General features: G+C 36.9%; 16 protein-coding genes. All 16 read left to right on the top strand.

Features of this window, described 5'->3' with window-relative positions; translation table 11 throughout:
• Positions 1-215: 215 nt before the first annotated feature.
• The 16 genes from mgtA (at position 216) to CDIMF43_RS09340 (ending at position 25256) form a co-directional block, all read left to right on the top strand.
• On the top strand, positions 216-2843 hold the full coding sequence (mgtA, locus tag CDIMF43_RS09415) for a magnesium-translocating P-type ATPase (protein ID WP_289847131.1): 2628 nt from the start codon (positions 216-218) through the stop codon (positions 2841-2843).
• A gap of 598 nt (positions 2844-3441) precedes the next feature.
• Complete coding sequence (gene pdhA / locus CDIMF43_RS09410) at positions 3442-4554, top strand: pyruvate dehydrogenase (acetyl-transferring) E1 component subunit alpha (protein WP_074402522.1); 1113 nt, start codon at positions 3442-3444, stop codon at positions 4552-4554.
• A gap of 2 nt (positions 4555-4556) precedes the next feature.
• A complete protein-coding gene (locus CDIMF43_RS09405; RefSeq protein WP_034569284.1) occupies positions 4557-5534 on the top strand; it encodes an alpha-ketoacid dehydrogenase subunit beta in 978 nt (325 codons plus the stop codon).
• A 138-nt stretch (positions 5535-5672) separates the two neighbouring features.
• Complete coding sequence (locus CDIMF43_RS09400) at positions 5673-7316, top strand: dihydrolipoyllysine-residue acetyltransferase (protein WP_109841847.1); 1644 nt, start codon at positions 5673-5675, stop codon at positions 7314-7316.
• A 7-nt stretch (positions 7317-7323) separates the two neighbouring features.
• Positions 7324-8730, top strand: a complete 1407-nt coding sequence (gene lpdA, locus CDIMF43_RS09395; protein ID WP_074402525.1) for a dihydrolipoyl dehydrogenase — start codon at positions 7324-7326, stop codon at positions 8728-8730.
• 324 nt (positions 8731-9054) lie between these two features.
• Positions 9055-10002, top strand: a complete 948-nt coding sequence (locus CDIMF43_RS09390; protein WP_074402526.1) for a lactate/malate family dehydrogenase — start codon at positions 9055-9057, stop codon at positions 10000-10002.
• Positions 10003-10025: 23 nt separating this feature from the next.
• Positions 10026-10298, top strand: a complete 273-nt coding sequence (locus CDIMF43_RS09385; protein ID WP_074402527.1) for a UPF0223 family protein — start codon at positions 10026-10028, stop codon at positions 10296-10298.
• Positions 10299-10424: 126 nt separating this feature from the next.
• A complete protein-coding gene (locus tag CDIMF43_RS09380) occupies positions 10425-11204 on the top strand; it encodes an inositol monophosphatase family protein (protein WP_109841846.1) in 780 nt (259 codons plus the stop codon).
• A gap of 354 nt (positions 11205-11558) precedes the next feature.
• Positions 11559-14261, top strand: a complete 2703-nt coding sequence (gene acnA, locus CDIMF43_RS09375; protein WP_109841845.1) for an aconitate hydratase AcnA — start codon at positions 11559-11561, stop codon at positions 14259-14261.
• A gap of 23 nt (positions 14262-14284) precedes the next feature.
• Positions 14285-15424, top strand: coding sequence for a citrate/2-methylcitrate synthase (locus CDIMF43_RS09370; protein WP_109841844.1), 1140 nt, complete (start codon positions 14285-14287; stop codon positions 15422-15424).
• Positions 15424-16707, top strand: coding sequence for an NADP-dependent isocitrate dehydrogenase (icd, locus tag CDIMF43_RS09365; protein ID WP_074402531.1), 1284 nt, complete (start codon positions 15424-15426; stop codon positions 16705-16707). Before CDIMF43_RS09370 ends, icd begins: the two co-directional genes overlap by 1 nt.
• Before the next feature lie 382 nt (positions 16708-17089).
• Positions 17090-18934: a translational GTPase TypA gene (gene typA, locus CDIMF43_RS09360; RefSeq protein ID WP_034569297.1), complete on the top strand. Its 1845-nt coding sequence runs from the start codon at positions 17090-17092 to the stop codon at positions 18932-18934.
• Between the two features lie 141 nt (positions 18935-19075).
• Positions 19076-19363, top strand: coding sequence for an Fpa/YlaN family protein (locus tag CDIMF43_RS09355; protein ID WP_074402532.1), 288 nt, complete (start codon positions 19076-19078; stop codon positions 19361-19363).
• Positions 19364-19406: 43 nt separating this feature from the next.
• Complete coding sequence (locus CDIMF43_RS09350) at positions 19407-20582, top strand: FtsW/RodA/SpoVE family cell cycle protein (RefSeq protein ID WP_109841843.1); 1176 nt, start codon at positions 19407-19409, stop codon at positions 20580-20582.
• Between the two features lie 137 nt (positions 20583-20719).
• Positions 20720-24151 (top strand): pyruvate carboxylase, encoded by a 3432-nt coding sequence (locus CDIMF43_RS09345; RefSeq protein ID WP_074402534.1) that lies wholly within the window; start codon positions 20720-20722, stop codon positions 24149-24151.
• Positions 24152-24197: 46 nt separating this feature from the next.
• A complete protein-coding gene (locus CDIMF43_RS09340; RefSeq protein ID WP_074402535.1) occupies positions 24198-25256 on the top strand; it encodes a CAP-associated domain-containing protein in 1059 nt (352 codons plus the stop codon).
• The last annotated feature ends 18 nt before the right edge of the window (positions 25257-25274 follow it).

The following is a 25274-nucleotide window of genomic DNA, read 5'->3' as shown; positions in this document are numbered from 1 at the left end:
TTCAATGGAAATCAGTTCAAGTAGATCTCTTGTTCTCTGGGTTCCTAACCATTCAAAGTGAGGTGAGTATCATGAAAAGTACGACTAAAGCAAGTGAAAATAGTGACCCTGGAAGTCAGAAGTCGAAGGAAAAGGTGAATAAACCTCCTAGTGATACTGACCATTTAACGAAGTTGGATTGATTAGGAACTGTTCCTCTTTTCTTTTGACAAGAAATGGAGGCAAAGAAAATGATGATGAATCGAAAAAAAAAAATTCAAATTGAAAAAAAATCAAAAGATAACGATTTAAAAAAATTAGCTCGTTTATCTGAAAAAAAAGTAATGATAAATTACCAAACAGGCCCAAATGGTTTAAGTGAAGAAATGGCAAGCAAGCGGTTAGCAGAATACGGTCTAAATGAAGTGGCAACACAAAGACCAACCCCATGGTTTATTCTATTAATAGAAGCTTTTAAAGATCCTTTTGTGTATGTGTTAGCTCTTTTAATGGTAGTATCTGCACTAACCAATGACTTTGAAGCAAGTCTTGTAATGGGTGTGATGATTTTACTGAGTGTTGGCATTCGTTTTATTCAAGAATACCGCTCACAAAAAGCCAGTTTAGCTTTAAAAGAATTAATTGAAACAACATGTGGAATCACAAGAGACGGAGTAACAACTGAAATCCCAATTGATGAAGTTGTTCCAGGTGATATTGTTAATTTATCAACGGGGGATATGATTCCTGCAGATGCACGTTTCATTTGGACAAAAGATTTGTTTGTGAATCAAGCATCTTTAACCGGCGAGTCAATGCCAGTTGAAAAATTAGTTCAAGTAGAAGAACCAACAGCAGAAGATACGGCTTTAGATTTGGCCAATTTAGCGTTTATGGGAACCGATGTTTTAAGTGGACAAGGTCGAGCAATTATTTTAAAAACAGGAAATGATACCTTCTTTGGCGATATCGCGTCTAATGTTTCTGAAAAAAGAGGAGAGACTAGTTTTGATCGCGGAGTAAAGAACGTCAGTAAAGTGTTAATTCGTTTTATGATTATCATGGTTCCGATTGTTTTTCTACTGAATGGTTTGACTAAAGGCGATTGGGGCCAAGCATTTTTCTTTGCGATTGCTGTAGCAGTTGGCTTGACGCCTGAAATGTTGCCAATGATTATTACAAGTAATTTAGCAAAAGGCGCCATTAAAATGTCTAAGAAAAAAGTAATTGTTAAAGAACTCAATGCTATTCAAAATCTAGGGGCAATGGATATTCTTTGTACAGATAAAACTGGAACAATCACAGAAGACCATGTTGTACTTGTTAAACACGTTAGTCCAATTGGTGATAACTGTAAAAAAGTTCTAGATTTAGCCTTTTTGAATTCCAATTATCAAACAGGTTGGAAGAATTTAATGGATCACGCAGTTATTAATTACTATGAAGAAAACAATTTGGCACAGAAAATAGGACATGTTGAAAAAATCGATGAAATTCCATTTGATTTTTCTAGACGGCGCTTAACAGTAGCAGTCAATAACGAAGGTCATCAGTTAATGATTACAAAAGGCGCCGTAGAAGAAATGATGAAAATCTGTTCCCATGTGGAAATTAACGATGAAGTGATTCCCTTAACCGACTCATTGCGAGAAAAAATGTTGACCGTTAGTGTGGATATGAATCAAGATGGCATGCGTGTGCTAGGTGTAGCCTATAAAAAAGAGGTTCATGATACAGCCATCTATAGTATTGAAGATGAAAATGAAATGATTTTAGCTGGTTTTATGGGATTTCTTGACCCAGCAAAAAAATCATCCATCACAGCTATTAAATCGCTACACGAGCATGGTGTAACGGTAAAAGTTTTAACTGGAGACAACGAAATTGTTTCACAAAAAGTCTGTAAAGATGTCGGTATTGAAGTAGGACAAGTTTTATTAGGCAATGAAATCGAAACAATGAGTGACGAAGCCTTAATGGAAGCTTCAGAAAAAGTCAATCTTTTTGCTAAGTTAAACCCGATGCAAAAAGCACGAATTATTGCTCTTCTTCAGAAAAAAGGTCACACTGTTGGCTTTATGGGAGATGGAATCAATGATGCTCCTGCTTTACGAAAAGCAGATGTCGGCATTTCTGTGGATACGGCAGCAGACATTACGAAGGAAGCAAGTTCAATTATTTTACTAGAAAAAAGCTTAACGGTTTTAGAAGATGGTGTGTTAGAAGGTCGGACGGTTTTTGGTAACATGATGAAATACATTAAAATGACGGTTAGTTCGAACTTTGGGAATGTATTTAGTGTGTTAGTAGCAAGTGCGTTCTTACCCTTTTTACCAATGCTTTCTATCCAACTTCTTGTTCAAAATTTGATTTATGATGTTGCGCAATTAACGATTCCATGGGATCGAATGGATGAAGAAGACTTAATGAAGCCAGCTAAATGGAACACTGGAAACTTGATGAAGTTCACCTTATCCATTGGACCGATTAGTTCGATTTTTGATATTTTGACGTTCTTGTTAATGTATTTTGTCTTCCACGCCAATACAATAGGCAATCAAGCCCTATTCCATTCTGGATGGTTCGTTATTGGATTGATTACTCAAACAGTAGTTGTTCATATTATTCGAACTAAGAAAATTCCGTTTATTCAAAGTATGGCGAGCATCCCTGTAACCATTTCGACAATTTGTGTGATTGTGATTGCAATTCTTATTCCTGATACAGCTTTAGGTGGGTTCTTTAATTTTGTAGCCTTGCCAACAGCTTATTGGAAATGGATGGTTCTGATTGTATTGGCTTATGGGATTGCAGTGCAACTGGTTAAAACAATTTATATTAAAATAAATAAAGAGTGGCTTTAAAAAGAAGACTTTATCTTTGATAAGATAAAGTCTTCTTTTGTGCTTCCTATATTATAGGAAGAAAGACAAATTTTTGAATAGGGAAAGCATAGGGAAAAAGTTATCGTAGTAAAAGAAAGATAAAAACAATATTGTTTGCTAAAAAGAAGTATTCGTTAGATTTTTTGGCAAAAACGTATTATGAGAAAAATCTAATCAACTTTTTTTGAATTGTGAAAAAAATATTATGCGGGAACTGTTTCATGAAAAAGGCGAAATAATAATACAGTTTTTCAATTAGAATGTAACAGATTGAACTTGATTCGACGCAATTCATTGAAATCAAGTCATTTTTAAATCTTGATTTATTCATTATTCTTCTTAAAAAAGTATAAAGTGAATGTTTTCACTATGATAGCGTGTTAAGCATATTTTCTATGTGAACCCTAGACTTTTTACGATTTCCTAACATCAAAAATGACTCGTATCCCTTGCATATCCTATGAAAGCGTGTTAAATTAAATGAGTAAAGAGATTACACTAATACAGTTTCAATAACTGTATAAAACAGCATCTTACAAACAAAAATAGATTGTGATGAAGAGAGGAATGGTTAAAGATGGCTACAAAAAAGAATAAACCTGTCGATTTTGATGCATTACTACACGGCGTGAATGCGGAATTTCCAACAGTACAAATTTTAGATGAGGATGGGAAGATTGTTAATCCTGATCTAATGCCAGATTTATCTGATGAAGAGTTAGTTGATTTAATGTCTAAAATGGTATGGTCACGTGTGTTAGACCAACGTTCAACAGCCTTAAACCGTCAAGGACGTTTAGGATTCGTTGCACCAACTGCTGGACAAGAAGCAAGTCAATTAGCAAGTCATTATGCAATTGAAAAAGAAGACGTATTATTGCCTGGGTATCGTGATGTTCCTCAATTGATTCAACACGGCTTACCTTTAAAAGAAGCTTTCTTATGGTCAAGAGGACATGCTTCTGGTAACAAATATGACGCTAGCTTACAAGCATTGCCACCACAAATCATTATTGGTGCACAAATCGTTCAAGCTGCTGGTGTCGCTTTAGGTCTTAAAAAACGCGGCAAGAAAAATGTCGTTTTAACTTATACAGGTGATGGTGGTTCATCACAAGGAGATTTCTACGAAGGAATGAACTTCGCTGGAGCATACAATGCACCTGCAATCTTTATCGTTCAAAACAACGGCTATGCAATCTCAACTCCACGTTCAGTTCAAACTAAAGCTGTAACATTGGCTCAAAAAGCAGTAGCTGCTGGAATCCCAGGAGTACAAGTTGATGGAATGGATGCTTTAGCAGTTTACGCTGTAACAAAAGAAGCAAGAGAGCGTGCAATTGCAGGCGACGGCCCAACTTTAATTGAAACTTTAACTTACCGTTATGGTCCACATACACTTTCAGGAGATGACCCAACTCGTTACCGTACAAAAGAAACAGACGATATCTGGGAAAAACGTGACCCATTAGTACGTATGCGTATTTTCTTAACTGAGAAAGGCTTATGGACTGAAGAAAAAGAAAACGAAGTAATTGAAGCAGCAAAAGAAGAAATTAAAGACGCAATTAAAGAAGCTGACCAAGAACCAAAACAAAAAGTTTCTGATTTCTTGAAAAACATGTTTGAAGAACCAACTCAAACACTTAAAGAACAAATTGCAATCTTTGAAGCAAAGGAGAGTAAATAATCATGGCACAAAAAACAATGATCCAAGCCATCACAGATGCGCTTGCAGTTGAACTTGGCAAAGACGAAAACGTTTTGATTTTCGGTGAAGACGTTGGGAACAATGGTGGGGTATTCCGTGCTACTGAAGGCTTACAAGCACAATTCGGTGAAGACCGCGTATTCGATACACCACTTGCAGAATCAGGTATTGGTGGACTTGCAGTAGGTCTAGCATTAGAAGGCTTCCGTCCAGTTCCAGAAATCCAATTCTTCGGATTCGTATTTGAAGTAATGGATTCAATCGTAGGACAAGCAGCTCGTACACGTTACCGTATGAGTAGCACTCGTAATATGCCAATCACAATCCGCGCACCATTTGGTGGAGGAGTTCACACTCCAGAATTACACTCAGATAACTTAGAAGGATTGATTGCTCAATCTCCTGGTATCAAGATTGTTATTCCAAGTAACCCATATGACGCTAAAGGCTTATTGATTTCTTCTATTCGCGATAACGATCCAGTTGTCTTCTTAGAACACATGAAATTATACCGTTCTTTCCGTGATGAAGTTCCTGATGGCGAATACACTGTTCCACTAGGCAAAGCAGCTATCACTAAAGAAGGTACAGATGTATCAGTTATCACTTATGGCGCTATGGTTCGTGAAGCGTTAAAAGCAGCTGAAAAACTTGAAAAAGAAGGCATTTCAGTTGAAATCGTGGATCTTAGAACAGTTTCACCATTAGATATTGAAACAATTATTGCTTCAGTTGAAAAAACTGGTCGCGTAGTAGTGGTTCAAGAAGCACAACGTCAAGCAGGTGTTGGTGCAATGGTTATGTCTGAAATTTCAGAACGCGCAATTCTTTCATTGGAAGCTCCAATTGGACGTGTTGCAGCTCCTGATACAATTTTCCCATTCGGTCAAGCAGAAAACATCTGGTTACCAAATGCAACAGATATTGAAGAAAAAATTAAAGAAGTATACAACTTCTAATTTATTTCCAAGATTAAAACGAATGCAATCACATCTCTGAGAGTTATGGATTGGTTGCATTTGTTTCATTTCTAAAGCACTTGAACAAACTATTTTGTAAAAGACAGACTAGTTAATATAGAAGGGAAGTTATCGAAAATGGCTTTTAAATTTAAATTACCAGATATCGGTGAAGGAATCCATGAAGGTGAAATCGTTAAATGGTTTGTAAAACCAGGCGATACAATCAATGAAGATGATACTTTACTAGAAGTACAAAATGACAAATCAGTTGAAGAAATTCCATCTCCAGTAACAGGTACTGTGAAAAGTATCTTAGTTGAAGAAGGAACAGTTGCCGTAGTTGGTGATGTTTTAGTTGAAATCGACGCTCCAGGGCATGAAGAAGACGAAGCAGCAGCTCCTGCTCCTGCTAAAGAATCAGCTCCAGCTCCAACAGCTGCACCTGCAGCAAGTGGTGCTTCAGCTTTATTCCAATTCAAATTACCAGATATTGGGGAAGGAATTGCAGAAGGCGAAATCGTTAAATGGTTTGTAGCTCCAGGCGATACAATCAATGAAGACGATACGTTATTAGAAGTACAAAATGACAAATCAGTTGAAGAAATTCCATCTCCAGTAACAGGTACTGTTAAAAACATTCTTGTTTCAGAAGGAACAGTTGCCAATGTTGGTGATGTTTTAGTTGAAATTGATGCACCAGACTTCGTTGATCACAGTGCACCTGCAACTGAACAAACTCCAGCAAGCCCAGCAGTAACTCCAACAAGTGAAACTACAGCAACACCTGCTGCTACTGGCGCAGGTTCAGTCGTTGCAACAAGTGATCCATCAAAACGCATTTTAGCAATGCCTTCAGTACGTCAATTAGCACGTGAAAAAGGAATTGATATCAGTTTAGTATCAGCAACTGGTAAAGGCGGACGTATCACAAAAGAAGATATCTTAAACTTTACAACGGGTGGCGCAACAGCAGCACCTGCAGCTAAAGAAGAAGCAGCAGCTTCAACAACAACTGCATCAGCTCCAGCTTCTAAACCAGCTGCACCAGCACAACCATTTACTTCAACAATGGGCGAAATGGAAACAAGAGAAAAAATGTCTCCAACTCGTAAAGCAATTGCTAAAGCAATGGTTAACAGTAAAGCAACAGCACCACACGTTACGCTATTCGATGAAGTAGATGCTACTAAATTAATGGCTCACAGAAAACGTTTCAAAGATATCGCAGCAGATAAAGGCGTTAAATTAACATTCTTACCATATGTTGTAAAAGCATTGGTATCTGTTTTACGCAAATATCCAGCATTAAATGCTTCAATTGATGATGCGACTCAAGAAATTGTTTACAAACACTATGTAAACGTTGGAATCGCAACAGATACAGATCACGGTCTATTTGTTCCTAACATTAAAAATGCAGATGCGAAAAGTATTTTCTCAATTGCAGGTGAAATTACAACTCATGCAAAAGCAGCAGCTGAAGGTAAATTAGCAGCAGCAGATATGCGTGGCGGATCTTGCACAATTAGCAACATTGGTTCAATCGGTGGCGGCTGGTTCACTCCAGTTATCAACTACCCAGAAGTTGCTATTTTAGGTGTTGGTAAAATCGCTAAAAAAGCAGTTGTAAATGCTGATGATGAAATTGTTGTAGCACCAGTTATGCAATTATCATTAAGCTTTGATCACCGTATCATTGATGGAGCGACTGCTCAAAAAGCAATGAACGATATGAAAGCATTACTAGCAGATCCAGAATTATTATTAATGGAAGGATGATCATAAAATGGTAGTAGGAGATTTCGCAATCGAATTAGATACAGTTGTTATTGGTTCAGGCCCTGGAGGATATGTTGCCGCTATTCGTGCAGCTCAACTAGGCCAAAAAGTAGCAATCGTTGAAAAAGAAAATATCGGTGGAGTTTGTTTAAACGTTGGATGTATTCCTTCAAAAGCACTAATCAGTGCTGGACATCACTACCAAGACGCTATGCACTCAGAAGTATTTGGTGTAACAGCTGAAAATGTGGTTTTAGATTTTGCTAAAACTCAAGAATGGAAAAACAATAAAGTTGTCAAATCACTAACTAGTGGTGTTGAAATGTTATTGAAAAAACACAAAGTTGAAATTTTACGTGGTGAAGCTTTCTTCGTTGATGAGCATGACCTACGCGTAATGACTGAAACAAGTGCACAAAGCTATACATTCAACAACGCAATTGTAGCAACTGGTAGCCGTCCGATTGAAATCAAAGGATTTAAATTTGGCAAACGTATCATTGATTCAACTGGTGGTTTAGCACTTCAAGAAGTGCCTAAAAAATTAGTGGTTATCGGTGGCGGATATATCGGAAGCGAATTAGCTGGAGCTTACGCAAACTTAGGCGCTGAAGTAACCATTTTAGAAGGTTCTCCTTCTATCTTGCCTAACTTTGAAAAAGATATGGTTAAATTTGTAACAGATAACTTCAAAAAGAAAAACGTTACAATTGAAACAGGTGCAATGGCTAAAGAAGCAATTGAAACTGCAGATGGCGTAACCGTTAAATATGAAGTAAATGGTGCTGAAAAATCAATTGATGCCGACTATGTGATGGTAACAGTTGGTCGTCGTCCAAATACAGATGAATTAGGTTTAGAACAAGCGGGTGTTGAAGTTGGCGAACGTGGATTAATCACAGTTGACGCACAAGGCCGTACAAATAAACCAAATATTTATGCAATTGGCGATATCGTTCCTGGTCTTGCATTAGCACACAAAGCAAGCTATGAAGCTAAAATTGCTGCAGAAGCTATTTCTGGTAAAAAAGTAGCAGTTGATTATAAAGCAATGCCTGCAGTATGTTTCACGGATCCTGAATTAGCATCTGTTGGTCTTACTCAAGCAGAAGCAAAAGCTGAAGGAATGGATGTTAAAGCATCTAAATTCCCTCTACAAGCAAATGGACGTGCTTTATCTCTGGATGCTACTGAAGGTTTTGTACGTTTAGTAACGACTAAAGAAGATAACGTTCTTGTTGGTGCACAAGTTGCCGGCGTTGGCGCAAGTGATATTATTGCTGAATTAGGTTTAGCAATTGAATCAGGTATGAATGCTGAAGACATCGCTCTTACAGTTCATGCTCATCCTTCATTAGCTGAAACAGTTATGGATGCTGCTGAATTAGCATTAGGTATGCCAATCCACATTTAATTAGAGCATTCTACAAAATATAAAAATCTTGGCGCACAGACGCTAAGTCGTCTGCTTTTATAAGGAGACGTGCTTATACTGAAAATCAATTTGATTTTATTGAAAGAACTTCTAAAAATTAATGATTCGTCATTAATTTTGTAGAAGTTCTTTTTTTATGAACTGATTTAAAAAAACAGATTCATTACATTATAATGACAAATTGATGACTTTGTTACAAAAAGAAGTATCGGACAGCAAATTTAGTATAATAAGAGATGGAGAGTAAAGTTTTTAGCTACAAAAAAACTTTGCAACAGTGGTTGAAATACAGGAGGGTGTTAGATGGGTAGAGGTCATCTAAGTAAAGTAATGGTAGCCGGTAACAATCGAACCGCGTATGATTTTACTTTTTTAAGTATGTTACGCATGAAAATCAAGGAGTTGGTTTTATTAGATGTACCTGAGCTGGATATGGCGATTTTTAAGGATTTAACTTATACAGAAGCCATTTTTCCACATACTACTTTAAAGATTGGCAATGAAAAAGAATTTCACGATACCGATTTATTAATTATTACAGCGTGCGAAGAGCGCAAAGAAGATGAAACGGATAAAGAATATCTCAAGCGTAACATTAAACTAGTTCGAAAAATCATTAATCAAGCCATGGCAAACAGTTTTGATGGCATGGTGATTATTGCAACGGAACCAACGGATATTTTCACCTATTTGATTTGGAAGTTTTCAGGATTGCCAAAAGAGCGCATATTTGGATTGGGTACTTATTTTGATACAATTTATTTCCAAAATATGTTGAGTAAATTTTTTAAAATTTCAGTTCATGATGTAAAAGGGTATATTGTTGGGGGCAGTCAAAAAAACCAGAAAATAGCGATTTGGAGTCGCTCTTACGTTGGTGGAACGCCTGTCTTAGGTTTAACAGTTAATTCCGAAAATGCGTTCAATCAAGAAGCAATGTTTAAAATGGAAGAAATGATATTAAAACGTTATGACGACAATATGCTTTGCCAAACAGGGTACACAAACGCTGCGACATTGGCAAAATTAGTTCAACTAATCAGCAACAATGAAGAAGCAATCGTTCCATTAGTTCATCTAGTAGATATGGACGATTACAAAGCCATTCCGCTATCTTTACCGATTTTACTAGGTGAGAACGGGATTAGTGCTTCTTATGAACTTGGATTTTCAGATGATGAACGCCAAGAGATTTTAGGTGTTGCAAAACAAATTAGAGAACAATTAGACATTATTGAACAAGGGAAATAATCGAAAGACATAGGTGGAAAAACATGGAAAAAAGTTACAGTTACCCCATTGATTTAGAGTGGTCTAGAGCCGAAATGGTGCAAGTAATTGACCTTTGGCGAGCAGTGGAATTGGCATATGAAACAGGCATTAACCGAGAAGAGTTTTTAACTAAATACCAAGCATTTAAACAAGTGATTCCAGCAACAGGTGAAGAAAAAAAATGGAGTCGTGAATTTCAGCAATTATCCTCTTATTCCTTGTATGCAGTCGTTCAAGAGGCGAAAAAAAGTACAAAAAAAAATATACGTTTATAAGTCAATTTGCATAAGGATTTCATTACGATTTACTGTAATGAGGTTCTTTTTTTAGTCTTTTGTTCCTTATTTAGCGCTTCATTTGGTACAATGGAGTTAGTGCATAACGTAAGGAGTGGAGGACCAATGGATTTTCAAAAACGACATGCTTTAATCAAAGAATGGATGAGAGAAGCCGCTTCGATGATTTTAGCGTCATTTCAAGAGGAACTAACGGTGGAAGTAAAAACCCATCGTAATGATTTAGTGACAAATATGGACAAAGCAATTGAACTGTTTTTAATCAAGAAAATTCAGCAATCTTTTCCATCTGAAAGAATTATGGGTGAAGAAGGTTTTGGCAATCAATTTCAAGATTTAAAAGGAACTATTTGGATACTAGATCCGATAGATGGAACGCTAAATTTTGTGAAACAAAAACGAAATTTTGCGATTATGCTAGCCGTTTACCATGATGGAATAGGCCAAATGGGTTATATTTATGATGTAATCGAAAAGGAACTTTATTGGGGAATGAAGGACCAGGGGGCTTTTTGCAACGAAGAAAAATTACCTGTGGTAGAAGATGTTTCCTTAAAAGAAGGATTGGTTGCGATTAACAGTGGAATGTTTGCTACAAATCGCTACCATACAACAGAAATGGGCTTAGCTAGTTCTGGTGTAAGAATGGTTGGGTCTGCTGGGATTGAAACAGTTCATGTAGCCAGTGGGCGATTAGCCGCCTATCTTTCTTATTCACTTTGTCCGTGGGATATCGCAGCAGGAAAAGTCATTGCAGAAGAGGTTGGGTTAGTCTACAAAAAGTTAAATGGAGAAGCCGTTGATTTATTGAATAACAACGGCATTATTGTAGCAACGCCAAAAGCATATCAAGAAATTTTAACCGAATACTTATTAAAAAAATAGAAGGCATCAAAATAAGAGAATTTTTCTTTTATTTTGATGTTTTTTTATTTTTGTCACAAATAACAGGAGAATGTGATTTGTAAAGCTTTAGCAAGGTTCTAAATTTTTTTTTAAAGAAGGTGTGTAAAATAGGTCTAAGTCAGTACAGTCATTTTATGGATAGAAAAACATAATAAAAATGAGAGTTTTCTCATTTAATCGGATTAAAAACTAAAAAATGTATGTAACATGAACGTTACATTCTCAAGTAGCTATTATACAGGGTGAATACTAATCAAAAGCAAACGATATTGTTTACAACTAGGTTGATTGTCTGTATAATTTCTGGGAATATGAAGTGTTAGGAGGAGTGGAATGAACACAACTAAAAACTGTTTTCAATTAGAGGGAGTCACTTATCATTATTATTCACTGAAAGCACTAGAAGAAGAGGCAGAAATTAACGTACACAGATTGCCATATACCATTCGGATTTTAATAGAGGCTCTTTTAAGACAAGAAGGAAGAACGGGAGTTACGGCTGACCAGTTGTATCGCTTAACACAGTGGGCTAGTGATAAAAAAAATAAAGGTGAGGTGCCTTTTTTTCCAGCAAGAGTCTTGCTGCAAGATTTTACTGGTGTACCAGCGCTTGTTGATTTGGCCTCAATTCGTCAAACGGTTGCAGATTTTGGTGGGGATCCAACAAGCATTAACCCTCAAATACCTGTAGACTTAGTGATTGATCACTCCGTGCAGGTGGATGCGTTTGGTAGTCACAACGCCATGCTAACGAATATGCGAATGGAATTTTACCGCAATCAGGAACGGTATGAATTTTTAAGGTGGGCAGAAAAAGCATTTGACAATTATCGTGTTGTCCCTCCTGCAACTGGAATTGTTCATCAAGTCAATTTAGAATATCTGGCAACGGTTGTAAGGACTCAGCCGCTGGATGAAAACAATGCGCTAATTTATCCAGACACATTGGTGGGGACGGATTCTCATACAACGATGATTAATGCCCTTGGGGTGCTGGGTTGGGGCGTTGGCGGAATTGAAGCAGAAGCGAGTATGTTAGGGGAGCCTTCTTATTTTCCAATTCCCGAAGTCATTGGCGTTCGACTTATTAACGATCTAGCTAATGGGGCAACTGGAACAGATTTAGCTTTAAAAGTAACGCAATTGTTGCGAAAAGAAAATGTGGTTGGAAAATTTGTTGAATTTTTTGGAAAAGGCTTAAAAAACCTTAGTTTAGCTGATCGAGGCACAGTCGCTAATATGGCGCCAGAATATGGAGCAACCTGTGGCTATTTTCCAGTAGATGATGAAACCATTCGTTATTTGAAATTAACAGGGCGAACAAAACAGCAGGTGGCATTAGTGGATTGTTACTTTAAAGAAAATCAATTGTATTACCAAGAGAATCAAATAGAACCAGCCTATACACATGTAATTGAATTAGATTTGAGTTTAATTGAGGCCAACGTAGCAGGACCAAAAAGACCTCAAGATTTGATTCCTCTTTCGCATATAAAAGAGTCTTTTCAAAAATCATTAAGATTAAAAGAAGGCAGTCAAGGGTTTGGGTTAACAGAGGATGATCTTAAAAAGAATGCGCAGATTACAATTGATGGGGAACAAGTGGTGATGAAAACAGGTAGTTTAGCGATTGCTGCAATTACAAGTTGTACAAATACATCGAACCCATTTGTCATGCTTAGTGCAGGTCTAGTTGCCAAAAAAGCAGTTGAAGCCGGTCTTCAAGTTCCTAAATTCGTCAAAACATCCTTGGCGCCAGGTTCAAAAGTAGTCACAGCCTATTTAGAAAAGGCGGGTCTAATGCCTTACCTTGAAGCGTTAGGTTTTCATTTAGTTGGGTACGGTTGCACGACTTGTATTGGGAATTCAGGGACGCTATTGCCAGTTGTTGGTGAAGGAATCGAAAAAGAAAAATTAGTCGTTTCGGCTGTATTGAGTGGCAATCGGAATTTTGAAGGTCGTATTCATCCATTGGTAAAAGCCAACTATTTAGCAGCACCCCCTTTAGTGGTTCTTTTTGCCTTAGCTAGTACGGTTGAAATTGATTTTTCAGCAGAACCTATTGGCTACCGAGAAAACGGGCAAGCGGTGTATTTAAAAGATTTATGGCCAACTCGAAAAGAAGTAGAAACCCTTATTAATAAGTATGTCACTCCCGCTATTTTTCAAACTGAATACCAAGATATTTTTACCAATAATTTGGAATGGAATCAGATTGAAACCTCGGAAAATCCTCTGTATCAATGGGGGGACTCAACTTATATTGCAGAGCCACCTTACTTTAATGATCTACCGTTAAAACTAGAAAATCCGACTCAGTTAACCCATTTAGCAGTCTTAGGGAAATTTGGAGATTCTGTTACAACCGACCATATCTCACCTGCTGGAAGTATTGCGCCAGATTCACCAGCCGGTCGCTATTTGCTTGAAAAAGGAGTGGCTGTAACAGATTTTAATTCTTATGGAGCAAGAAGAGGCCATCATGAAGTCATGTTACGAGGGACTTTAGCGAATATTCGAATTCGAAATCAGCTTGTACCATCGATTGAAGGTGGCGTCACGATTTATTGGCCTACTGGGGAGCAATTGTCTATTTACGAGGCAGCAATGCGGTATCAAGCAGCAAAGCAAAACTTAATTATTTTAGCAGGAAAAGATTATGGGATGGGTTCGTCAAGAGACTGGGCAGCAAAAGGTGTTCAGTTGTTGGGCGTGAAAGTCATATTAGCGGAGAGTTTTGAGCGGATTCATCGCGCTAATTTAGTGATGATGGGTGTTCTTCCTTTGCAATTTAGGTTGGGGGAAAATGCAGATTCACTAGGGTTAACGGGGAGTGAACGCTACGAGGTTGCGTTGAGTGATGAGCCAAAGATTGGAGAAGAAGTTTTAGTAACAGCTACGAATGAAGCTGGAGAAATAATTCAATTTAAAGCTATTGTTCGTTTTGATTCACCCATGGATCTTACCTACTATCAAAATGGCGGGATTTTGCCTATGGTTGTACGGAAGAAACTTGCTTCAAAAGAGGGAACGTAGCGTCAAGAAGGGGGAATCAGAAGATGGAAATTCATAAGGGGTTGGCAGGCGTTGTTGTAAGTGAAACAAAAATCAGTTCGATTGTGAATAATCAATTGTTATACGCAGGTTACAATATTGATGAATTAATTTTAAAAAAGGTTTCATTTGAGGAAGTTATTTATTTATTATGGCATTTAAAAATGCCTGACTTAACTGAATACAACGACTTTATTTATGAATTAGGCGATCGGATGGCACTATCTGATACGATTATTACCTGTTTAAAAATTCAGTGTCACCAAAAGCTGCATCCCATGAGTGTGCTAAGAAGTACGATTTCATTATTGGGCGTTTTTGATGAACACGCTGAGGCGATTGACAAACGTGCTTACTATGAACAAAGCTTATCGTTGCAAGCAAAAATACCAACAATCGTAGCGGCTTTTTCGAGACTGCGGGTTGGGCTAGATCCAATTTCTCCACGTAAAGACCTTTCTATTGCGGCGAATTTTTTATATATGTTAACAGGAGAAGAAGCGGATTCAGTCGAGGTAGCTGCTATGAATCAAGCGCTGATTCTTCATGCAGATCATGAGTTAAATGCGTCTACTTTCGCTAGTCGCGTGTGTGCGTCAACCTTATCAGATGTGTATTCGTGTATCACAGCAGCAATTGGAACTTTAAAAGGCCCAATTCACGGTGGGGCTAATGAGCAGGTTTTTGAAATGCTCCTGGAAATGGATCGTCAAGATTGTGCGGTTTCAACCTATTTAGATGAAAAACTTGATCGTAAAGAAAAAATTATGGGGTTCGGTCATCGAATATACAAGACAGAAGACCCGCGTAAAAAACATTTAAAGAAATTAGCAAAAGAATTGACGGATAAAACAAAGCAAGAAAAATGGTATCTAAAATCTTGTGAGGTAGAGCATTATTTAAAAGAAAAAAAAGGTTTGATTCCGAATGTCGATTTTTATTCGGCAACGGTGTACCATTCTTTAGGAATCAATCATGATTTGTTTACTTTACTTTTTTCAATGAGCCGAATAGCGGGTTGGTTAGGGCATATCAACGAGCAGAAAAACGAGAACTGCTTAATTCGGCCACAGTCTAGTTATGTCGGTTTACAAAATCAAACCTATCAAGAAATGAAAGAATCAACGATAAAGGAGGGATATTGATGGAGTTAGGAATGAAAATTCGTTTTGAAAACCAGCTATTAGTGGTACCAGATAAACCAATTATTCCTTTTATAGAAGGAGATGGAATTGGTGCTGAAATTTGGCGAGTAGCGGTAAACGTATTTAACGAGGCTGTTTTTCAAGCGTATGATGGGCAACGTGAAGTCCAATGGCTTGAAGTGCTGGCAGGTGAAAAAGCCTTTCTTGCAACGGGGGAATGGTTGCCAACAGAAACGATAGAGGTTTTAAAAGAACATTTAATTGCAATTAAAGGCCCTTTGACGACACCGATAGGAGAAGGAATTCGGTCCATTAATGTCTCGTTACGACAAACATTAGACTTGTATGTTTGCTATCGACCAGTTCGTTATTTTAAAGGGGCTCCTTCGCCACTAAAACATCCTGAAAAAACAAATATGATACTATTTAGAGAAAATACAGAAGATATTTATGCAGGCATTGAATTTGAAGCAGGAAGTCCAGCTGTTAAAGAATTGATTTCGATTTTAAAAGAGCAATTTCACGTGACTCAAATTCGGTTTCCTGAAACGTCTGCCATTGGCATTAAACCTGTTTCGATTGAAGGCTCACAACGTCTGATCAGAGCGGCAATCACCTATGCTTTAACACATCAAAGAACCTCAGTTACATTCGTTCATAAAGGAAATATTATGAAATTTACCGAGGGAGGATTTAAAAAATGGGGATATGATCTTGCTGAAGAGGAGTTTCAAGAACAAGTCTTCACGTGGCGTAGCTATGATGAAATAAAAAAATCAAAAGGAATTGAGGCAGCAACTAAAGCATATCAAATGGCGCTTGATGAAAAAAAATTAATAATCAAAGATCGAATAGCGGATATCTTTTTACAAGAAATAGTAATTAATCCTGAAGAGTATGATGTCATCGCAACCCTTAATTTAAATGGAGATTATATTTCAGATGCTTTAGCAGCACAAGTTGGAGGGATTGGGATTGCTCCTGGAGGGAATTATAATTTGCAAACGGGACACGGCATTTTTGAAGCCACCCATGGAACGGCGCCTGAATATAAAGGGCTAAATAAAATGAATCCGTCATCTGTTTTATTATCAGGCGCGTTGCTTTTTGAGTACCTAGGTTGGCAGGAAGCAGCAAAATTAATTGAAATAGGGATTGAAAAGATGATTGAAAAAAAACAAGTGACCTTTGATTTTCATCGTTTAATGATAGGAAGCCAAGAAGTGAGTTGTTCAGCATTTGCTAATGGAGTGATTCAAGAAATAAAAAAGGCTGTTCAATAAAAATAGAATAACTAAAAAATTGAAACGACAAAGTAGAAAACGATGTAAAATGACGCTGTTTTTAATTGAAAAATAACAATTACAGAAAACATTCAGAGAGAATGAGTGTCGCTATTCTTCAATTTGAAACGTTTTCTTAAAAAAAACTGCAAAAACCAAGATTTTTTTCTTTTCAAAGAGGCAAAATAGTGTTAGACTAGATAAGTTGATAGTTGTCGTCATAAGTTTTCAGTGCGTTTTCAAATCGGATTTTGCAAAAAACTTATGAGAAAAGTTCCGCAAGTTGAATTTCAACTTGATAAGTGAACTGTTTTACACGTAGAGTGGATAGCGAATCAGTAGCATTGAAATAACTCTCAAAGAGTCTCGGAGGAATATATTTATGAAAAGAAGAAATGATATCAGAAACGTCGCAATTATTGCCCACGTTGACCATGGTAAAACAACATTAGTTGATGAATTATTAAAACAATCAAGTACATTAGATTCTCATAATGAACTAGCAGAAAGAGCGATGGATTCTAACGATATTGAAAAAGAACGTGGAATCACTATCTTAGCTAAAAACACTGCTGTTGACTATAAAGGTACACGCATCAACATCATGGATACACCAGGACATGCCGATTTCGGTGGTGAAGTAGAACGTATCATGAAAATGGTTGATGGAGTAGTCCTTGTTGTAGATGCATATGAAGGAACAATGCCTCAAACACGTTTTGTATTGAAAAAAGCTTTAGAACAAAAACTAATTCCAATCGTAGTTGTAAACAAAATTGACCGTGATGCAGCTCGCCCTGCTGAAGTTGTTGATGAAGTTTTAGAATTATTTATCGAATTAGGCGCAGATGATGATCAATTAGAATTCCCAGTAATTTATGCTTCAGCTATGAACGGAACTTCTAGTATGTCTGATGATAAAAATGATCAAGAAGCAACAATGGATAATGTTTTCGATACAATCGTTAAAACAATTCCTGCTCCAATTGACAATAGCGATGAGCCTTTACAATTCCAAGTATCATTATTAGATTATAATGACTACGTTGGACGTATCGGTATTGGACGTGTGTTCCGTGGAACCATTAAAGTTGGCGATAATGTTGCCTTAACTAAATTAGATGGTTCTGTTAAGAACTTCCGTGTCACTAAACTATTCGGTTTCTTTGGTTTGCAACGTTTAGAAATCCAAGAAGCACAAGCGGGCGATTTAATTGCTGTTTCAGGTATGGAAGATATCTTCGTTGGAGAAACAGTAACACCTGTTGACCATCAAGAACCACTACCAGTGTTACACATTGATGAACCAACCTTACAAATGACTTTCCTTGTAAATAACTCACCATTCGCAGGACGCGAAGGTAAATGGGTTACTTCTCGTAAAATCGAAGAACGTTTAATGTCTCAATTACACACAGATGTTTCATTACGTGTTGAAAGCACTCCGTCTCCTGACGCTTGGGTTGTTTCTGGACGTGGCGAATTACATTTATCAATCTTAATTGAAAACATGCGTCGTGAAGGCTATGAATTACAAGTTTCACGTCCATCTGTAATCGTTAAAGAATTCCAAGGAAAATTATGTGAGCCATTTGAATTAGTTCAAATCGACACACCTGAAGAGTACATGGGTTCAATTATCGAATCATTAAGCCAACGTAAAGGCGAAATGCAAGATATGCAAAACAACGGAAACGGACAAGTTCGTTTAACTTTCCTAGCTCCAGCTCGTGGATTGATTGGGTATTCAACAGAATTCTTATCAATGACTCGCGGATACGGAATCATGAACCACACATTTGACCAATACCTACCTGTATTAAGTGGTAAAATTGGCGGACGTCGTAATGGTGCACTTGTTTCAACTGAAACAGGTAAAACAACAACTTACGGAACAATGGGTGTTGAAGACCGTGGAACGATCTTTATTGAACCAGGTACTGAAATTTATGAAGGTATGATTGTTGGTGAAAACTCACGTGAAAATGATATTACGGTTAATATTACAAAAGCAAAACAAATGACTAACGTCCGTTCTGCTAATAAAGACCAAACAAATGTCATCAAACGTCCTCGTAAATTATCTCTTGAAGAATCATTAGAATTCTTAGGCGATGATGAGTATTGTGAAATTACACCAGAAAGCATTCGTTTACGTAAACAAGTACTAAACAAAAACGAACGTGAAAAAGCAGCTAAGAAAAGCCGTTTAACTGCTACAGAATAAAAGTTTTAAAAAGTTAGCTAAGGGAATTTTACTTAGCTAACTTTTTTTATTTAAAAGCTAAATTTAATCATCTTTAGTCTTTGTGTTTGCTTAATTTATGCTATAATAAACAATGAGTAAGTTTATGGGAGGGATTAAGGCATGTCAGAATTTGTCCAAAAAGAGATGGCATTAACTGCATTGATGGAAGACGCAGAACGAATATATACGTTAATAAGTAGTCAAAAAAAGCATTTATGTTTAGCGCAATGTCCTGCATTTGAAGAAGTTGTTGATACACAAATGTATGGTTTTTCCAGAGAAATCGCCTATGCTAGTAAAATTGGCATTGTTTCAGAGGATGAAGGCCATCGGATATTAAGCGACTTAGAAAAAACACTAAATGACGTTTACACTGAAATGTATGACGAAAAAAGAGAGCAAGTTTAGTTCATAAGGGAGGTTATGGGCTACTAGAGATTTAGCCAACTATATGAAAAAATTAAAATATCTTGATTATTATATTTTTATACCATATTTAATCCTATCCGTACTTGGCATTTTAATGGTATACAGTGCCAGTAGTTTTGTGGCAACTATTCCACCAATTAGTAGTACGCCAGATCATTTTTTTAAATTACAAAGTGCATTTGTGCTGATGGGGCTTTTCGTTTCATTTTTGGTGATGTCCTTTAAGTATGAAATGTTAAAAAATAAACGTTTAGTTATGTTTGCTCTATTAGTAATTGCACTTTCCTTATTGTACTTGTTTTTCTTTGGAAAAGCTTTAAATGGAGCAGCAGGTTGGTTAAGTATTTTTGGATTTAATTTACAACCAGCTGAATTTTGTAAAATTGTTATTATTTGGTATTTTGCATTTATTTTTTCTAAAAAACAACGAAGTATTGTGCATGATTTTAGAAATACAGTAACCCCGCCATTAACGATTTTCTTATTTTTCTTACTATTGATTGCCATGCAGCCTGATATTGGTGGCGCTGGAATTATATTAGTTATCGGGGTTGTCATGATTTTTGCAAGTGGGGTGTCCGTTTCTTTAGGGATTGGATCCGGTTTGCTGGGGATTGGTGTTATTTTTGGTGTTTTAGAAATGGTTCAAAAACTTGGAGAGAACACTCCCTTTTTAGATAAATATCAATACCAACGTTTTGTAGCTTTTTGGGATCCATTTTCAGTGTCTGAAACTGTAGGGAATCAACTTGTAAATTCTTACTATGCGTTAAGTCGCGGCGGACTTTTTGGTGTAGGAATTGGTCAAAGTGTTCAAAAGACAGGGTATCTACCAGAGCCTTACACGGATTTTATTATGTCTATTTTAGGTGAAGAGTTTGGTCTTTTGGGAATTTTTGTTGTAGTGACACTCTTTGTCTTTTTAATTTTAAGAATTTATTTAATTGGTATTCGTGCAAAAGATGCTTTTGGTTCATTGCTTTGTATTGGAATTGCCACAATGTTATTAGTGCAAGGATTCATTAATTTAGGAGGCGTTGTAGGGCTTTTACCAATCACTGGGGTTACATTCCCATTTATTAGTTACGGTGGTTCTAGTACCCTTGTTTTGACGATTTCAATCGGTTTAGTGTTGAACGTCAGCGCGACTGAAAAAATGAAACGTGAAAAAATGCGTTTAGAAAAATTAGCGAGATAGAAATATTGTAAATTTAAACAATTTTGATATTAAGTTCCTGCTGGATTGTGTATAATGAAAATATGATTAGAAAAGACTTCTGTTTTTGAAGTCTTTTTTTTAAGGGAAATAATAATGAATGGATAAGGAGTGGGGTCATGAAAAAAGTATTGGTGGCTAACCGTGGAGAAATCGCGATTCGAATTTTTAGAGCCTGTACGGAGTTACATTTAGATACAGTAGCAGTTTATGCACAAGAAGATGCAAGTTCTGTTCACCGTTTTAAAGCAGATGAGGCATATTTAGTAGGAAAAGGGAAAAAACCTATTGAAGCATACTTAGATATTGAAGATATGATCCGCATTGCTAAATATGCTGGAGCAGACGCCATTCATCCGGGATATGGATTTTTATCAGAAAATCTTTCATTTGCAAAACGCTGTAAAGAAGAAGGCATTACCTTTGTTGGACCTGACTTACATCATTTAGACATTTTTGGTGATAAAATAAAAGCAAAAGAAGCAGCTATTGCTGCCAATATTCAATCCATTCCAGGAACAGATGGACCTGTTTCAAGTCTTGCAGAAGTAGAAGAATTCGCTAACGAACATGGCTATCCTATTATGATTAAAGCTGCTTTAGGTGGTGGAGGTCGAGGAATGCGTGTGGCTCATTCTCAAAGAGAAGTAAAAGATAGTTATGATCGCGCAAAAAGTGAAGCTAAAGCGGCTTTTGGAAGTGACGAAGTTTATGTAGAACGTTACATTTCCAATCCAAAACATATTGAAGTTCAAATTCTAGGGGATCAACATGGAAACGTCATTCATTTATATGAACGTGATTGTTCGGTTCAAAGACGTCATCAAAAAGTAGTAGAAGTAGCTCCTTGTGTATCCATTCCAGATAATTTGAGAGAGGCAATGTGTCAAGCTGCCGTACAATTAATGGAACATGTTCACTATGTCAATGCGGGAACCGTTGAATTTTTGTTGGAAGGCGAAAAATTCTATTTTATTGAAGTGAATCCACGTGTTCAAGTAGAACATACCATTACTGAAATGATTACTGGAATTGATATCGTTCAATCTCAGTTGCAAATTGCGATGGGCAAAAATCTGTTCACAGAAATGCAGTTGCCTCAACAAAAAGATATTAAAATCATCGGCGCAGCAATTCAATGCCGTGTTACAACGGAAGATCCGATGAATCATTTCTTACCAGATACTGGAAAAATTGACACGTATCGCTCACCAGGTGGTTTTGGCATTCGTTTAGATGCAGGAAACGGGTTCCAAGGGAGTGTAGTTTCGCCATTTTTTGACTCATTACTAGTCAAAGTATGTGTGCAAGCAATGACGTTTGAGTTAGCGGTTCAAAAAATGGAACGTTCACTAAAAGAATTTAGAATTCGTGGAGTTAAAACAAATATTCCGTTTATGCAAAATGTTATTTCACACCCGATATTCTTATCTGGAAATGCCAAAACAACATTTATTGATACAACCCCTGAACTATTTAAATTTTCAAAAATTCGTGACCGTGGAAATAAAACGATGAAATACATTAGCAATATTACCGTAAATGGGTTTCCTGGAATTGAAAAAAATGAGAAGAAATTCTTAGCAGCAGCTCGTAAACCACAAAAATTGATTTTACCAAATGAACCCTATGTCAGTGCTAAAAATATTCTAGATAAAGATGGGGCAGATGCTGTCGTTGATTGGGTTAGAGAGCAAAATCAAGTGTTATTAACAGATACAACCTTTAGAGATGCCCATCAAAGTTTATTAGCAACTAGAGTGAGAACGCAGGATTTTGTAACGATTGCAGAAGAAACTCAAGCTGGAATTCCACAATTATTCTCAGAAGAAATGTGGGGTGGGGCTACATTTGACGTTGCGTACCGATTCTTAACAGAAGATCCTTGGGAGCGATTAAGAAAATTACGTCGTAGAATGCCAGATACGTTATTCCAAATGTTATTTAGAGGTTCAAATGCAGTGGGTTATCAAAATTATCCAGATAATGTCATTGAAGCCTTTATCCAACAAGCGGCTCAAAATGGTGTGGATGTATTCCGTATTTTCGATAGCTTAAACTGGATTCCACAAATGGAAAAAAGCATTCAAGTTGTGCGTGACACGGGTAAAATTGCAGAAGCGGCTATTTGTTATACGGGGGACATCAATGACCCAACCAGAGATAAATATACCGTGCAATATTACATTGATATGGCACAAGAATTAGAACGACAAGGAGCGCATATTATTGCGTTGAAAGATATGGCAGGGTTATTGATGCCGCAAGCTGCCTATCGATTGATCAGTGAGCTGAAAGCAGCCATTGATTTACCGATTCACTTGCATACTCATGATACTAGTGGTAACGGTATTTTCACCTACGCTTCAGCAGTTAAAGCAGGCGTAGATATTGTTGACGTTGCGATGAGTGCTGTGAGTGGTGCGACTAGTCAACCTAGTATGAGTAGTTTGTATTATGCTTTAGTAAATGGCGATCGAACACCAGACATTGCTATTGAAAATGTGCAACAATTAAATCATTATTGGGAAGACGTGCGTACTTATTATAGTGATTTTGAAAATGGAATCAGCGCGCCGCAAACAGAAGTTTACCAGCATGAAATGCCAGGCGGTCAGTATTCAAACCTTCAACAGCAAGCTAAAGCAGTAGGATTAGGCGAGCGTTGGGAAGAAGTTAAAGCCATGTATGCTACCGTTAACTTAATGTTTGGGGATATTGTTAAAGTAACACCTTCTTCAAAAGTTGTTGGAGATATGGCCTTGTTTATGGTTCAAAATGAGCTAAGTGAAGCAGATGTCTATGAAAAAGGTTCAACAATTGATTTCCCTGATTCTGTAATTGGCTTCTTTATGGGAGACTTAGGTCAACCAACAGGAGGATTTCCAAAAGAGCTGCAAAAAATAATTGTTAAAGATCGGACACCAATCACTGTACGTCCAGGTGCCTTGGCAGCGCCAGTTGATTTTGAAGCTGTGAAAAAAGAATTAGCTGAAAAAATAAGCAGTGAACCTACTCAAGAAGATGTTCTAAGTTATATTATGTATCCTCAAGTTTTCTTAGATTATTGCAAAATGCACGATCAGTTTGGAGATGTGACGTTATTAGATACGCCAACATTCTTCCATGGAATGCGGACAGGAGAATCTGTTGAAGTTCGAATTGAAAAAGGAAAAACACTGATTGTAAAACTGATTCAAATTGGTGAACCGGATTCTGAAGGGATGCGCATTATTTACTTTGAATTAAATGGTCAAGGTCGAGAAGTTGTTGTTAAAGATATGAGTGTAACCGGTACGGCAATTCTTCGTAAAAAAGCGGAGCCAACTAACAAGGAACATGTGGGAGCAACAATGCCTGGTTCTGTTTTAGATGTATTAGTTAAAAAAGGGGATCGAGTTAAGAGTGGAGAACCTATTTTAATTACTGAAGCGATGAAAATGGAGACAACGATTCAAGCAAACTTTGAGGGCGTGATTGATCAAATTTACGTTCAAAATGGTGATTTGATTGAGACTGGTGATTTATTGATTGAAATGAAAGCCAGATAAGTGGATAATAGAAGAAACGGGTTAAAGAAATGAGGGTTAAAAACACATGAAGACATTTTTAAGAACAATTCCACTATTTATTGTTGCCATGGTAATTGTCTATGCTTTACCTGTTTTTAACTCTGCTACACAAACACCGACGAATAAAAATCAACAAAAAACGAACGAACAAGTTGCGAAAAAAACCAAAACAGGAATGGTTCAAAAAACGGTTCCTGTTGATGGCTTGGCAGATTACATTGGAATATCAATCGACTTATTTACGCAACAATTTGGTGAGCCCGTTCGTAAAGATGAGACGGCGTACGATTTTCAGTGGTGGATTTACAATCAAAAAGATAAAGATTATCTACAAGTAGGCGTTAAAGATGGAAAAATTGTGACTATTTTTGCTTTAGGAACCAACTTAGATGTCGCGCCTTTCAAAATAGGAATGACGATTGATTCTATCTATAGCACAGCAACGCTTTACCCTAACTTTGAAGTGGAATATAATGAAGATACTTACGAGCTAGAGTTATCTGAAAGCGACATGAACAATCATCCGTTGATTGCGTTTGACAACGGTACTTTTGCTATTTTGATATTGGATCAATTTACAAACAAAGTCATTGGGATACGTTATTTAGATGTATCCATCCTGATGTATTTAAATCTTTATGAAGTGGTGTCAAAAACACCTACCCCTTCAGTTAGTCAAGATAATTTAGATTGGAATGCAGTAAATCAAGGCAACCAACAAGAAGCCTTTGAAATTATTAATGTATTGAGAAGGCGAAATAAAGTACCAATTTTAGAAATGAATCCTGATTTAAATGCGTTGGCTAGTCAGATTTTTGCAACATACACCAAACCTTTAGAAGAAGCAACAACCAGTAATACGTTATCCGAAAAGAAAATCGGAGAATTTTTATCAAAAAACCAATCCGATGTTAAAGAACTTCAACCAATCTATTTCAATCAAACCACCGATGTTACTTGGGCGATAGGTTCGCTATTTAGCATAGAAAGTCAAAGAGAGCTATTGATGAGCAAACAATTTAATTCGATAGGAATGGGCTACCAGAAACATGAAGCGTTACTTTTATTGAATAGCGACTTGTAACGAATTGTATTTCCGATT

The sequence above is a fragment of the Carnobacterium divergens genome (genome assembly GCF_900258435.1).
In the GTDB taxonomy this organism is placed as follows: domain Bacteria; phylum Bacillota; class Bacilli; order Lactobacillales; family Carnobacteriaceae; genus Carnobacterium; species Carnobacterium divergens_A.
Note: the sequence above shows the minus strand (reverse complement) of the source record. Positions and strands in the feature narration are given on the sequence as shown.

What these genes read in the sequence shown, in the direction of transcription:
- mgtA (WP_289847131.1), top strand. Translation starts at nt 216, where the DNA reads ATGGAGGCAAAGAAAATGATGATGAATCGAAAAAAAAAAATTCAAATT.
- pdhA (WP_074402522.1), top strand. Translation starts at nt 3,442, where the DNA reads ATGGCTACAAAAAAGAATAAACCTGTCGATTTTGATGCATTACTACAC.
- CDIMF43_RS09405 (WP_034569284.1), top strand. Translation starts at nt 4,557, where the DNA reads ATGGCACAAAAAACAATGATCCAAGCCATCACAGATGCGCTTGCAGTT.
- CDIMF43_RS09400 (WP_109841847.1), top strand. Translation starts at nt 5,673, where the DNA reads ATGGCTTTTAAATTTAAATTACCAGATATCGGTGAAGGAATCCATGAA.
- lpdA (WP_074402525.1), top strand. Translation starts at nt 7,324, where the DNA reads ATGGTAGTAGGAGATTTCGCAATCGAATTAGATACAGTTGTTATTGGT.
- CDIMF43_RS09390 (WP_074402526.1), top strand. Translation starts at nt 9,055, where the DNA reads ATGGGTAGAGGTCATCTAAGTAAAGTAATGGTAGCCGGTAACAATCGA.
- CDIMF43_RS09385 (WP_074402527.1), top strand. Translation starts at nt 10,026, where the DNA reads ATGGAAAAAAGTTACAGTTACCCCATTGATTTAGAGTGGTCTAGAGCC.
- CDIMF43_RS09380 (WP_109841846.1), top strand. Translation starts at nt 10,425, where the DNA reads ATGGATTTTCAAAAACGACATGCTTTAATCAAAGAATGGATGAGAGAA.
- acnA (WP_109841845.1), top strand. Translation starts at nt 11,559, where the DNA reads ATGAACACAACTAAAAACTGTTTTCAATTAGAGGGAGTCACTTATCAT.
- CDIMF43_RS09370 (WP_109841844.1), top strand. Translation starts at nt 14,285, where the DNA reads ATGGAAATTCATAAGGGGTTGGCAGGCGTTGTTGTAAGTGAAACAAAA.
- icd (WP_074402531.1), top strand. Translation starts at nt 15,424, where the DNA reads ATGGAGTTAGGAATGAAAATTCGTTTTGAAAACCAGCTATTAGTGGTA.
- typA (WP_034569297.1), top strand. Translation starts at nt 17,090, where the DNA reads ATGAAAAGAAGAAATGATATCAGAAACGTCGCAATTATTGCCCACGTT.
- CDIMF43_RS09355 (WP_074402532.1), top strand. Translation starts at nt 19,076, where the DNA reads ATGTCAGAATTTGTCCAAAAAGAGATGGCATTAACTGCATTGATGGAA.
- CDIMF43_RS09350 (WP_109841843.1), top strand. Translation starts at nt 19,407, where the DNA reads ATGAAAAAATTAAAATATCTTGATTATTATATTTTTATACCATATTTA.
- CDIMF43_RS09345 (WP_074402534.1), top strand. Translation starts at nt 20,720, where the DNA reads ATGAAAAAAGTATTGGTGGCTAACCGTGGAGAAATCGCGATTCGAATT.
- CDIMF43_RS09340 (WP_074402535.1), top strand. Translation starts at nt 24,198, where the DNA reads ATGAAGACATTTTTAAGAACAATTCCACTATTTATTGTTGCCATGGTA.